The 12,456-nt window shown below is 68.9% G+C and carries 12 protein-coding genes and 1 pseudogene; 11 read left to right on the plus strand and 2 right to left on the minus strand.

The window, feature by feature from the left end:
• The first annotated feature begins 547 nt into the window (after positions 1 to 547).
• The 9 genes and pseudogenes from A5771_RS06715 to A5771_RS06755 all read left to right on the plus strand — a co-directional run bounded on the left by A5771_RS06715 (position 548) and on the right by A5771_RS06755 (position 9,151).
• Positions 548 to 1,418 (plus strand): annotated as a pseudogene (locus A5771_RS06715) (PecA family PE domain-processing aspartic protease).
• Positions 1,419 to 1,540: 122 nt separating this feature from the next.
• A complete protein-coding gene (locus A5771_RS06720; RefSeq protein WP_234782978.1) occupies positions 1,541 to 2,761 on the plus strand; it encodes a PecA family PE domain-processing aspartic protease in 1,221 nt (406 codons plus the stop codon).
• 86 nt (positions 2,762 to 2,847) lie between these two features.
• Positions 2,848 to 3,735, plus strand: a complete 888-nt coding sequence (gene ttfA / locus A5771_RS06725) for a trehalose monomycolate transport factor TtfA (protein ID WP_064854437.1) — start codon at positions 2,848 to 2,850, stop codon at positions 3,733 to 3,735.
• A 35-nt stretch (positions 3,736 to 3,770) separates the two neighbouring features.
• Positions 3,771 to 4,547, plus strand: a complete 777-nt coding sequence (locus tag A5771_RS06730; RefSeq protein ID WP_064854438.1) for an SDR family NAD(P)-dependent oxidoreductase — start codon at positions 3,771 to 3,773, stop codon at positions 4,545 to 4,547.
• Positions 4,534 to 5,082 (plus strand): orotate phosphoribosyltransferase, encoded by a 549-nt coding sequence (gene pyrE, locus A5771_RS06735; protein ID WP_064854439.1) that lies wholly within the window; start codon positions 4,534 to 4,536, stop codon positions 5,080 to 5,082. Before A5771_RS06730 ends, pyrE begins: the two co-directional genes overlap by 14 nt.
• Before the next feature lie 8 nt (positions 5,083 to 5,090).
• Positions 5,091 to 5,984: a hypothetical protein gene (locus tag A5771_RS06740; RefSeq protein WP_064854440.1), complete on the plus strand. Its 894-nt coding sequence runs from the start codon at positions 5,091 to 5,093 to the stop codon at positions 5,982 to 5,984.
• Positions 5,969 to 6,628 carry a TrmH family RNA methyltransferase gene (locus A5771_RS06745; RefSeq protein WP_064854441.1) on the plus strand — a complete coding sequence of 220 codons (660 nt, stop codon included), beginning with the start codon at positions 5,969 to 5,971 and terminating at the stop codon, positions 6,626 to 6,628. Before A5771_RS06740 ends, A5771_RS06745 begins: the two co-directional genes overlap by 16 nt.
• A 108-nt stretch (positions 6,629 to 6,736) precedes the next feature.
• Positions 6,737 to 7,978, plus strand: coding sequence for an MFS transporter (locus tag A5771_RS06750; RefSeq protein ID WP_064854442.1), 1,242 nt, complete (start codon positions 6,737 to 6,739; stop codon positions 7,976 to 7,978).
• 24 nt (positions 7,979 to 8,002) lie between these two features.
• On the plus strand, positions 8,003 to 9,151 hold the full coding sequence (locus A5771_RS06755) for a glycoside hydrolase family 76 protein (protein ID WP_064854443.1): 1,149 nt from the start codon (positions 8,003 to 8,005) through the stop codon (positions 9,149 to 9,151).
• On the opposite strand, the gene A5771_RS06760 is transcribed toward A5771_RS06755, so the two are convergent.
• Positions 9,129 to 9,827, minus strand: a complete 699-nt coding sequence (locus tag A5771_RS06760) for a DedA family protein (RefSeq protein WP_064854444.1) — start codon at positions 9,825 to 9,827, stop codon at positions 9,129 to 9,131. The two genes, A5771_RS06755 and A5771_RS06760, sit on opposite strands and share 23 nt — an antisense overlap.
• Positions 9,828 to 9,913: 86 nt before the next feature.
• On the opposite strand from A5771_RS06760, the gene fbaA reads away from it, so the two are divergent.
• The gene (gene fbaA, locus A5771_RS06765; protein WP_064854445.1) at positions 9,914 to 10,945 is read left to right on the plus strand and encodes a class II fructose-bisphosphate aldolase; all 1,032 of its coding nucleotides are present in this window, start codon (positions 9,914 to 9,916) and stop codon (positions 10,943 to 10,945) included.
• A 104-nt stretch (positions 10,946 to 11,049) separates the two neighbouring features.
• Here fbaA and A5771_RS06770 read toward each other — a convergent pair whose 3' ends face one another.
• Positions 11,050 to 11,931, minus strand: coding sequence for a hypothetical protein (locus A5771_RS06770; RefSeq protein WP_064854446.1), 882 nt, complete (start codon positions 11,929 to 11,931; stop codon positions 11,050 to 11,052).
• Between the two features lie 108 nt (positions 11,932 to 12,039).
• Between A5771_RS06770 and A5771_RS06775 the strand changes: the two genes are divergently transcribed.
• The gene (locus A5771_RS06775) at positions 12,040 to 12,456 is read left to right on the plus strand and encodes a DUF3151 domain-containing protein (RefSeq protein WP_207545398.1); all 417 of its coding nucleotides are present in this window, start codon (positions 12,040 to 12,042) and stop codon (positions 12,454 to 12,456) included.

A 12,456-nucleotide genomic window follows, 5' to 3' on the forward strand; every position in this document is an offset into this window, starting at 1 on the left:
GCGCCCGGGGGGGGGGGGGGGGGGTTTTTTTTTTCATCCCCCCCCCCCCCCCCCCCCCCCCCCCCCCCCCCCCCCCCCCCCCGGGGGGGGGGGCCACCTCTTCACTGCCCCTCTTGCTTGCGGATGCGATGACGAAGCTGATCGGTTACCCTAACGATGCTGAGAAAGTCCGGGGTTTTACAATTTCGTCGTTAATTCGGAGGGGCACGCCATGTCAGGTCGTCGTCATCGCCTGGTCGGCGCCGTCAGTGCGGCAGGGGCGTTCCTGGCGCTGAGCGCACCCGCGCCGGCGGCCCACGCCGACTGGGACGACCTGTTCCAGCCCATCCTCGACGCCTTCACCATCGTCGACCCCGGCATCGCCGCCGACACCGACCCGGGCTCCGCCCTATCCTCCTTGGACGCCCTGTTCGAGGGCTGGTACCAGGACCTCGTCTACACCCCGCTGCACGGCATCGCACCGTGGCTGTTCGGTGCGGATCTGCCCGGCAGTGCGGTCGCGTACGGCCCGGACAGCGCCAACCTCCCGGACAGCTTCACCGTTCCGATGGACGTCAACCTCGGCACCCAACCGGTGATCAACGTTTCGATCGGCGGCGGTGCGCAGACCGAGGTGCTCGTCGACACCGGTGCGGCCGGGTTGGTCGTGCCGATCTGGAATATCAACCCCTTCGGCATCACCGGACTGCCCACCGGCTTCAACATCGGCCAGTTCGGCGGGGCGCTGAACTACTTCTATATGGAGCTGCCCACCACGGTCACGTTCACCGGCGTGGATGGGGACACCGTCACCGCCGACACGACGGTGGATGCCGTGCTGTTCGCGTTCCCGGCAGACCTCAATCCCTTTGGCTCCTGGTCCATCTATGACTATCTGGCCGGCTCCTCCACCGGGGTTTTGGGGATCGGACCCAACGCGCTCGGCCCCACTCCCGACCACATTCCGACCGCCGATCTGCCCGGCAACCTCGGCAACGGCGTGCTGATCGACCAGGCGAACAAGCAGTTGATCTTCGGCGACAACCCGTACGACGGCGGCACCGTGATTGCCGGGTCGCCCTGGGCCGACCTGAAGGTGAGCATCAATGACGGCGCTCACCAACGTCAAGGCGGTGATCGACTCCGGCGGGGTCTACGGCACCATGCCGAGCGCGGCGCTGGCAGGCTCCGGCGTAACGCCGGTCAACGGATCCCTGCCCAACGGGACGACCATTGAGGTTTTCGCCAAGGACGGAACGCCGCTGTACAACTACACGGTGGGCTCCCAGCCGGGTGAGGTGCGCAGCCCGACAGTGATCAGCGGCAACAGCATGAACACCGGGAACTGGCTGTTCGGCCAGGAGCCGGTCTACATCAACTACGGCGTAGAGGGTGGGCAGACCATCGTGGGTGGCACCCTCATTCAGGCCGGAAGCTGACCGCCCACAGCTCCGTTTTTTTGGCTGTTTCTTGGGTAAATCCCCTGGTGCTCTACGCCCCTGCCGGGTTTAACGTAACCGCTGGTGGTCGCGGCTGTCCGTGACCGGGGGAGGTTCCGGGTATGTCAGCAACTCGTCGACGCCAGGTGCTCGGTGCGACCGTCACGGCCGGGGCGTTCCTGGCGTTCGGGGCCGCGCCGGCGGCCCAGGCCGACGTCGACGATCTGTTCCAGCCGATCATCGATGCGCTCAGTTCGGTCGACCCCGGTATCGCCGCCGATACCGACCCCGGCTCGGCGCTGGCCTCCTTGGACAGCCTCTTCGACGGCTGGTACCAGAACCTGGTCACCACCCCGATCCACGACCTCGAGCAGTGGCTGTTCGGCGGGGCCGCCGACGCGAGCACGGCCGGCAGCGCCGTCGCGTCCAGCCCGGACGCCGTCACCCCGGATACCTTCACCGTCCCGCTGACGGTCAACGCCACCACCGAACCGGTGGTGAACGTCTCGGTGGGCGGCGGCGCGGCGGAACCCCTGCTGGTCGACACCGGTGCCGCCGGGCTGGTCATGCCGATCTGGGACGTCCCGTGGACCGGCATCACCGGTCTGCCCACCGGCTTCAACATCGGCCAGTTCGGCGGTTCCCTGGACTACTTCTATGTGGAGCTGCCCACCACGGTCACCTTCACCGACGCCGCCGGCGACCACGTCACCGCCGACAGCACGGTCGATGCCGTGCTGTTCGCCTTCCCGGCGAACCTCAACCTGTTCGGCCCGTGGTCCATCCAGGACTACCTGGGCCCCGCCAACGTCGTCGGCGTGCTCGGGGTCGGACCCAACGCGCTCGGGCCGACACCGGACAGCATTCCGACGGCGGCGCTGCCCGGGGATCTCGGTCAGGGCCTGCTGATCGACCAGGCGAACAAGGAGATGGTCTTCGGCGCCAACCCGTTGACCGACGGGACCTCGGTTGCCGGGTCGCCCTATGCCCAACTGGATCTCAGCATCAACGGCGGTACACACCAGGCCGTCAGCGCGGTCGTCGACTCCGGCGGGGTGTACGGCACCATGCCGTCCTCGGCGCTCAACGGCATCACCCCGGAGAGCAACGGCGGCCTACCCGACGGGACGACCATCGCCGTTTACCAACACGGCACCAACAACCTGCTGTACCAGTACACCGTCCACAATTCGAACGGGGCCTTCAACTCTCCGACCGTGACCTCCGGCGACACCATGAACACCGGCAACTTCCCGTTCGCCCAGCAGCCGATCTACATCTCCTACAGCCCGAGCGGCACCGGCACCACCATCTTCGGTGGCTCCAACGCCCTGGAACTGTGACGTTGACCTCTTGGAATCGTGCTGATACGCGGTTGTGACCGGCAAGCGTTCTCGCTTCCGGCCCGATAGCAGATACGCTAGGCGTAATGGTCCCGCTTTGGTTCACGCTGTCCGCGCTGTGTTTCGTCGGCGCGGGCGTCTTGCTGTACGTGGACCTCGACCAGCGCCGCGGCCGCAGCCGGCGCCGCAAGTCCTGGGCCCGCTCGCACGGCTTCGACTTCGAACCGGAGTCCACCGAGATCCTGCGACGCTGGAAACGCGGCGTGATCTCGACCGTCGGCGACGCGCCGGTCCGCAACGTGGTGCTCGGCCAGATCCGGGGCGAGGCGGTCTACATCTTCGACCTGGACGAGGTCGCCACGGTGATCGCCTTGCACCGCAAGGTCAGCACCAACGTCGTCGTCGACGTGCGGCTCAAAGGTCTCAAGGAGCCACGCGAGAACGACATTTGGCTGCTCGGGGCGATCGGCCCGCGGATGGTCTACTCCACCAACCTCGACGCGGCGCGCCGCGCCTGCGACCGGCGGATGGTCACCTTCGCCCACACCGCGCCGGACTGCGCGGAGATCATGTGGAACGAGGCGAATTGGACCCTGGTCAGCATGCCGGTCACCAGCACCCGCGCTCAGTGGGACGAGGGCCTGCGCAGCGTTCGCCAGTTCAACGACCTGCTGCGGGTGCTGCCGCCGACGCCACTGCGTCAGCCGGTCGAAGCCGCGGCCGGATCGGCCAAGCCGACGGCCCGCCGCAACGGGCAGCCCAGCCGCCCGCTGGGTTCCGGCGCTGCGACGGAATCTGCGGAGGACGCCGCGGCCGGGCAGGCGCCGGCTCCGTCGCGGGCGGCCACTCCGCCGTTGGGCAACGCCGCCGCTGCCGTCGAACGGCCACGGCGCCGGACGGCCCGCGATGAGGGCATGCTGCACGCCCCGGCTCCGGGCCGCAACGGCCGGCAGACCGCGCACTATCAGCGCTGACAGTCCGCGCCGGTCCACCCGTTAGGCTGTCCGTCATGTCACGACCCACGGCCTTGGTCACCGGGCCTACCTCCGGGTTGGGCGCCGGCTACGCGCGCCGCTACGCCGCCGACGGCTATGACCTGGTTCTGGTCGCCCGCGACGCCGAACGACTCGAGGCGCTGGCGGCCGAACTGCGGGGCAGTCACGGTTGCGATGTCGAAGTGCTGCCCGCCGACCTGGCCGACGCCGACGGCCGCGCCACGGTGGCCGAGCGGCTGTGCGCCGGCGTGCGGGTGCTGGTCAACAACGCCGGCTTCGGCACCTCCGGTGAGTTCTGGACCGCTGACCCCGCGCTGCTGCAATCGCAGCTGGACGTCAACGTCACCGCGGTGATGCAGCTGACCCGGGCCGCCCTGCCCGCAATGCTCGAGGCGGGCGCCGGCACCGTGGTCAATGTGGCCAGCGTCGCGGGCCTGCTGTCCGGGCGCGGCTCGACGTACTCGGCGTCCAAAGCCTGGGTGGTGTCGTTCACCGAGGGCCTGGCCGGCGGGCTGGCCGGCACCGGTGTCGGCATCCACGTGGTCTGCCCGGGCTACGTGCACACCGAATTCCACGAACGCGCCGGCATCGACATGGCCACCCTCCCGTCGTTTCTGTGGATGGAGGTCGACGACGTCGTCGCGGCCAGCCTGGCCGACATCGCCCGCGGCGACGTCATCAGCGTCCCGGGTCTGCAGTACAAGGCATTGACCACCGCCAGCCGGCTGATTCCGCGGGGGCTGTCGCGGACGCTGACCAACACCTTCGGGCGGGGCCGTGGGCGCACTTAACGGCAACGAGCGCGACGAACTGGCCGCGCTGGTGCGCGAACTGTCGGTCGTGCACGGCCGCGTGACACTGTCCTCGGGCGCCGAGGCCGACTACTACGTCGACCTGCGCCGCTCCACCCTGCACCACCGGGCCGGCGCCCTGATCGGCCGGCTGGTCCGCCAGCTCACCGATGACTGGGACTACGTCGCGGTGGGCGGTCTGACCCTGGGTGCGGATCCGGTGGCGACCGCCGTCATGCACGCCCCGGGCCGGCCGATCGACGCCTTCGTAGTCCGCAAATCGGTGAAAGCCCATGGCATGCAACGCCTTATCGAAGGCGCCGACGTGAGCGGGCAACCGGTCCTGGTGGTCGAGGACACCAGCACCACCGGCGGGTCGGCGCTGACCGCGGTGCGTGCGGTGCGCGACGCCGGCGGGCAGGTCGTCGGCGTGGCCACCGTGGTGGACCGCGCCACCGGAGCAGCCGAGGCCATCGAGGCCGAGGGCGTGCCCTATCGCAGCGTGCTCGGCCTGGCCGAGCTCGGACTGGGCTGAGCCCGGTTGTGCGGACACTGATCGCGGCGTGGCTGGCGCTGGCCGTCGCGTGCGTGGCGGGCTGCTCCAGCCCGCGCCCGACCGGCCCGTACGGCGCCCAGGGCGCCCGGCTGGGTGAGGCGCTGACCCTGCTGGGCTGGGAGATGACGCTGACCGACCTGCGCTGGGAAGTCGACCACCTACTGATCGACGTCAAGGGGCGCCTGGCCGACTCGGACGCTCCGCACGCCGCGGCCAACGAGCTGCGATTCGGGGTGTACGGCACCCCGGCGCGCACGATCGAGGCCACCGGACTGGGCAGCTGCGATGCGCTGGGGGAGCTGACGCCGACGCCGCTGTCGAACCGCGAACCGGATCGGCTGGACGGCACCGTGTGCCTGGGCCCGTTGAAGGAACGCAGCGCGGTGCGCGGGATCTACGCCTACTCGCCGGCCGACCGGATCAAGGACACCACGGTGGCCTACGGCGCGGCGTTCCCGGTGGGGCTGCCACCGGTCAACCCCTATGACACTGGGCTGGTGCTCACCGCGCAGGGCGTGGCGGCCTACCGGGCCGACGGTGTGCCGCTGGCGCCGGCCGCCCTCGGTGACCCGAAAGCGTTCTCCGGCAACGGATATATGGTGATCACCCTGACCGCCGATGCGCTCGCCGGTCAGTACCGGGACGACGCGCAGGCGCGCGGGGGGCCGTTGATGCTGATCGCCGGCCCGTCGACGCCGATCCGCGGGCTGGGACCGGACTGCCTGGCCTCCGGGTCGTCTGTGCTGATCCTGCCGGAGGCGTCGCTGAACTCGGTGCACGTGCCGACGTCGCTGTGCACACACGGAGAGATCAACGCTGCGCTGCTCTACGCCTCGGTGTCGGTGGTGGGCACCCACGCCGCGGTATGGACCACGACGTGACCGACGCCCCCGGCCCCACCGAGTGGTTCCCGCCGGCCAACGGTGTCGGGCCGTGGCCGGGCGAGCCGCCGGCCGACCCGCGCTACGACCCGGAACTGCTGCGCGAAGGCGACCACCGCAACGTCGTCGACGCATACCGCTACTGGAGCCGCGAGGCGATCGTCGCCGACATTGACCGGCGGCGGCACCGGCTGCATGTGGCGATCGAGAACTTCGGGCATGACGCCAACATCGGCTCAGTGGTGCGCACCGCCAACGCGTTCGCCGTGCACACCGTGCACATCGTCGGGCGGCGGCGCTGGAACCGGCGCGGCGCCATGGTCACCGACCGCTACCAGCGGCTACGGCACCACGACGACGTGGCCGGACTGCTGGATTTCGCCGCGCAGCACGGCCTGACCGTCGTCGCGGCCGACAACGTCGCCGGGGCGGTGCGCCTGGAGCAGACCGCGCTGCCGGCCGACTGCCTGCTGGTGTTCGGCCGGGAAGGCCCCGGTATCAGCGACGAGATGCGCGCGGGCGCCGATGTGCTGGTGTCGATCGCCCAGTTCGGCTCGACCCGCAGCATCAACGTCGGGGTGGCCGCCGGTATCGTCATGCACGCCTGGATCGCCCGGCATGGCAACCTGGAAAACGCCTGGTAGCAGCGAGCATTGGAGGCGTGGTGCGACTGTGGCAGAGCACGCTCTTCGGCGACGGCGGCACCTTGGTCGAGCACGTGCGCTGACGGTGAATCAAACAGGTAGCCGGGTATGCCCAGAAGCACATTCAGGTCACTGAAGGTCTTCAACTATCGGCTCTGGGCGGGCGGGGCGCTGGTCTCCAATATCGGAATCTGGATGCAGCGCACCGCCCAGGACTGGCTGGTGCTGACCGAACTCACCGCCCGCAGCGGAACCGCGGTCGGGGTCGTCATGGGCCTGCAATTCGGGCCGCAGCTGGTCCTGCTGCCCTGGACCGGTTACGCGGCCGACCGTTTCGACCGGCGCAGACTCCTGATCGCCACCCAGGCCGCGTTGGGAATCCTGGCGCTCGTCCTCGGCATCCTGACCGTCACCGGCCTGATCGAGCTGTGGCACGTCTACCTCTTGGCCTTGCTGTCCGGCTGCGTCAGCGCGGTCGATATGCCGGCGCGCCAAACGTTTGTCTCGGATCTGGTGGAAGACGACGATCTCTCCAATGCGGTGGCGCTGAATTCGGCGTCCATCAATGCCGCGCGGATGATCGGCCCGGCCGTCGCCGGTGTGCTGATCGCGGCCGTCGGCACCGGATGGGCGTTTCTGATCAATGCGGCGTCCTTCGGTGCCGTGCTCGCCTCGCTGGGGCTGCTGCGGGTGCGCGAACTCCATCCCAACCCTCGTGCGATCGGACCGGCCCGGGGCAACCTCATGGAAGGCTTGCGCTACGTCTGGGCGCGTCCGGACCTCAAGGCGATCCTGTGGATGCTGTTTCTGATCGGTACTTTCGGACTCAATTTCCCGATCTTCATCTCGACCATGTCGGTGACGGTCTTCCACGGCGGCGCAAACCAATACGGGCTGCTGTCCTCGGTGATGGCGGTCGGCACGCTCGCTGGGGCACTGCTCGCCGCGGGCTGGGAACGGCCCCGCTTCCAGTCACTGCTCATCAGCGCGGCGGTCTTGGGCATCGGCTTCGCATTCGCCGCCGTGGCGCCCGGTGTCTGGCTGTTCGGCATCGCGCTCGCGGTGATCGGGGTCTGCACGCTGACGTTCACCAATGCCACGAACAGTCTGATGCAACTGACCACCGACCCGGTGATGCGCGGGCGGGTGATGGCGCTGCGGCTGGCCATCGCGGTGGGCACCACACCGATCGGTGCGCCCCTTATCGGCTGGATCGCCGACGCGTTCAGCCCGCGCTGGGCGCTGGGTGTCGCCGCGCTGTCCGGGCTCGCCGCGACGGTCGTCGCGCTGGCCTACCTGGTGAGGCGTCCGGGGCGGGCAGCTCGGGACGGTTGTGGCCGTGCGACCTGAGCTGGTAGGGCAGGATCTTTGGCTATGGATCTGCTCTGGGCGAATCGGGCCGAAAGTGCCGAAGCTGCTGTCACCGCGAGGCACCTCAAACCGCTCTGGCATCTCCCGGGCACCCAGCTGGGTGTGGTGGCCTGGCCGCCGATCCGGCGCGCCCCGCATTGGCACTACTGGTGGCAGGCGCACCTGCTGGACTGCCTCGTCGACGCGCAACTGCGGGACCCGCAGGCCGAACGGGCGACCCGGATCAAGCGGCAGATCCGCACGCACCGGCTGCGCAACGTGTTCCGTTGGACCAACGCCTACTACGACGACATGGCGTGGCTGGCGCTGGCGATCCAGCGGGCCTGCGCCGTCACCGGCATCGACCGGCATCGCGCGCTGGGCACCCTGACCCGCCAACTGACCGACTCCTGGATGCCCGAGGCCGGCGGCGGCATCCCCTGGCGCAAGGACGAACAGTTCACCGAGCCGTTCTTTAACGCCCCCGCCAACGGGCCGGCCGGGATCTTCCTGGCTCGCGAACCCGAGTGGCTCGAGCGCGCGAGGGAGATGGGCGACTGGATCGACGACACCCTGATCGACCCGGACACGCACCTGGTGTTCGACGGCATCAGGGGCGGGTCGCTGGTGCGGGCCCAGTACACCTACTGCCAGGGCGTGGTGCTGGGGCTGGAGACCGAGTTGGCGGTGCGCACGGGGGCGCAGGACAGCGCGCGGCATGCGCAACGCGTGCACCGGCTGGTGGCCGCGGTGCACAAGCAGATGGCCCCCGGCGGGGTGCTCAAGGGCGCCGGCGGGGGCGACGGCGGGCTGTTCGCCGGGATCACCGCCCGGTATCTGGCGTTGGTCGCCACCGACCTTCCGGGTGATTCCGCCGCCGACACCGAGGCCCGCGACACCGCCGCCGAGTTGGTGCTGACGTCGGCGAAATCGGCGTGGGACTACCGCCAGTCGGTAAACGGGCTGCCGTTGTTCGGGGCGTTCTGGGACCGCGCCGCCGACCTGCCGCGGGCCGAGGGCGCGGTGGCCACCTCCGTCGGCGGTGCCGTCAACGAGTCCGAGGTGCCCGAACGCGACCTGTCGGTACAGCTGTCGGGGTGGATGCTGATGGAGGCCGCCCACACGGTGGCAGCGGCCCGCCCGAGCGCGCTTAGTCGGGATTCCGCAGGCTGAGCGCGGACTCGTCGTCCGGCGTCTCGGCCGCGCGATTGCGCCGGCGCGACAGGTAGGCCTTGGTCCCCGAGAAGATCGCCGGCAGCAGCGAGACGAACAGGATCCCGATGATGATCAATTCCAGGTGGTCGGTGATGCCCGGCACCTTGGTCCCCAGCAGATAGCCCGTCAGCGTCATCCCGGCTCCCCACAGGATCCCGCCGACGATGTCGAAGGCCAAATAGACCGGGTAGCGCATGTAGGACACGCCGGCGATCGCCGGGACGAACGTGCGTGCGAACGGCACGAAGCGCGCCAGGATGATCGCCACCGGGCCGTATTTCTCGAAGAAGGCATGCGAGTCGGTCACATAGTGCTTCTTGAAGAAGCGGGAATCCTCTTTCTTGAACAGCGCCGGCCCGAGCCGCCGGCCGATGAAGTAGCCGGTCTGATCGCCGAGGATCGCCACGACCGTCACCGCCGGCGCCAGCACCCAGATGTCGGGGTTGCCGGCCGCGGCCAGCAGGCCACCGGTGACCAACAGCGATTCGCCCGGTAACAGCGGAAAAAGCAGACCCGTTTCGATGAAGACGATCACCAGGATCGCCGGCAGTACTGCGTGCTCGAAGACCCCGCCCTGCCCGATCCAGTACATCGGGTCCAATATGTGGGGCATCGCCGCCACCGTCGTGCTCATGACGCACCAACATACCCGTGGCTTCCTGCGAAACCGTTGCTGAGATACTCGAGGGCAGGTTCGGTCAGCCAAGAGGAGAGTGTTCCATGCCCATCGCCACCCCCGAGGTCTACGCCGAGATGCTGGGCCGCGCCAAGGAGAATGCGTACGCGTTCCCGGCGATCAACTGCACGTCATCGGAGACCATCAATGCCGCGATCAAGGGCTTCGCCGACGCCGGCAGTGACGGCATCATCCAGTTCTCCACCGGCGGCGCCGAGTTCGGCTCCGGTCTGGGCGTCAAGGACATGGTGACCGGCGCGGTGGCGCTGGCCGAGTTCGCCCATGTGATCGCGGCCAAGTATCCGATCAACGTGGCGCTGCACACCGACCACTGTCCCAAGGACAAGCTGGATAGCTTCGTGCGTCCACTGCTGGCGATCTCCCAAGAGCGCGTCGATGCCGGCCGCCACCCGTTGTTCCAATCGCACATGTGGGACGGCTCGGCCGTGCCGATCAAGGAGAACCTGCAGATCGCCGACGAGCTGCTGGTCAAGGCCGCGGCCGCCAAGATCATCCTGGAGATCGAGATCGGCGTGGTCGGCGGCGAAGAGGATGGCGTGGAAGCCGAGATCAACGAGAAGCTCTACACCACCCCGGAGGACTTCGAGCAGACCATCGACGTCCTCGGCCTCGGCGACCACGGCGAGTACCTGCTGGCCGCTACCTTCGGCAACGTGCACGGCGTCTACAAGCCCGGCAACGTCAAGCTGCGCCCCGACATCCTCGGTGAGGGCCAGAAGGTGGCGGCCGCCAAGTTGGGTCTGGCGGCCGGCTCCAAGCCGTTCAACTTCGTCTTCCACGGTGGCTCGGGATCGCTGAAGTCCGAGATCGAGGAGGCGTTGCAGCACGGGGTGGTGAAGATGAACGTCGACACCGACACCCAGTATGCCTTCACCCGCCCGATCGCCGGGCACATGTTCACCAACTACGACGGCGTGTTCAAGATCGACGGCGAGGTCGGCAACAAGAAGGTCTACGACCCGCGCAGCTATCTCAAGAAGGCCGAGGCCGCCATGACCGAGCGGGTCATCGAGGCGTGCAACGACCTGCACAGCGCCGGCAAGAGCCTGAGCTGACCCCTCTTACGCCGAGCAGTCGTGAAAGCCCCCAAATCCGCCGCGATTTGGGGGCTTTCGCTGGGGGCACCTCCCGCTTGCGGGGGACTGGTGGCCGGGGCAGGCTACCCGGCGTGGGACTGGCAGATCTTCCACTGGTCGTCGCGGAACTGCAGGTCGAAGCTGCGGGTTGAGCGGACCCGCGGCTCATAGGCCATGAACGCGGTGACGTTGGCTTCGGCGTGCCCCTCATTGACCACGACCTCGTCGATGCTGGCCACCACCGGATACTGCTTGGCCGCCGCGATCCGGCGGTAGGTGTCGTCCCAGGCCTTCTGGTCGTAGTTGACGTAGCGGTCGCGAATGTCGCCGCAGGTCAGGCTGCGCAGTGCGGCCAGGTCGCCGTTCTGCATGGCGACGTCGAAATTCGAGATGGTGCCTCGCACCTTCTCCTCCTGCGAGGCGGCTTGCCGCTCGTCGCGCGTCAGCCACAACGTGCCGAGCACCGCGACGACAGCCAGCGCCAAGATGATCAGGATCAGCGCCATCACCCAGCCCCAGCTGCGTGAGACGGTGACGGGCAGTTTGCCGCCCAGCCGCGGCGGAATCTGTTGCGGGCTGGCCTTTCCGGCCTCCCCGCCGTGCCGGGCGAACAACTCGGTGTCGGCGTCGCCCACCGACGGAATGACCTCGGTCTGTCCGGCGTCGAAGCCCGGCGCGGTGAACCGGCGCTCCGGCGGCCCGGTGGGGCCGGCGGCCGAGGGGCCGGAGGGGGCTTCGGTGGTGATCACCTCGGTGACGGCCTCGCCGTCGTCGTCGGATTGCGGAGCGGATTCGGTAATCACCGTGGTCGCGGTGTCGTCGTCCGCCGAGACGATGGGGTGAACCTCAGTGGCCTGGTCGTCGCCGTCGGGCTGCTCGGTGGCGGCTTCGTCGGCCTGGGAACCGGGATCGGATGCGGGTGAGGTGGGGACGTCGTCGCGGTCGGGGCCGGATGGGTTCGGCATGGGCTAGTGCTGTCCTCCCGCTAGCGAATCTGCTGGGCGCCAGCTTACTGAGCGAGTCGGCGGGTTGCCGGAGTGGCTGGCAATGGACGGCGCGGCAGAATGAACGATGTGACACTCACCGGTGATCTCCTCAGCCCTGATCCGATCTTGTTGCCCGGCGACCCCGACGCCGAGGCCGGCCTGCGGGCCAACCAGAACCCCGAGATAGTCGCGGCCGCGCATCCGGCGGCCTCGGTGGCGTGGGCGGCGCTGGCCGAAGCGGCATTGGCCGAGAACAAATCGGTCACCGCCTACGCCTACGCGCGCACCGGTTACCACCGGGGCCTGGACCAGCTGCGCCGCAACGGGTGGAAGGGCCACGGTCCGGTGCCGTACGCGCATGAACCCAACCGGGGCTTCCTGCGGTGTGTGGCCGCGCTGGCGCGTGCCGCCGCCACCATCGGGGAGACCGACGAGCAGGCGCGCTGCCTGGCTCTGCTCGACGACTGCGACCCCGGTGCCCGCTCCGCGCTGGGGCTGAGCTGA

The organism is Mycolicibacter sinensis (assembly GCF_001667375.1).
Lineage (GTDB): Bacteria > Actinomycetota > Actinomycetes > Mycobacteriales > Mycobacteriaceae > Mycobacterium > Mycobacterium sinense_A.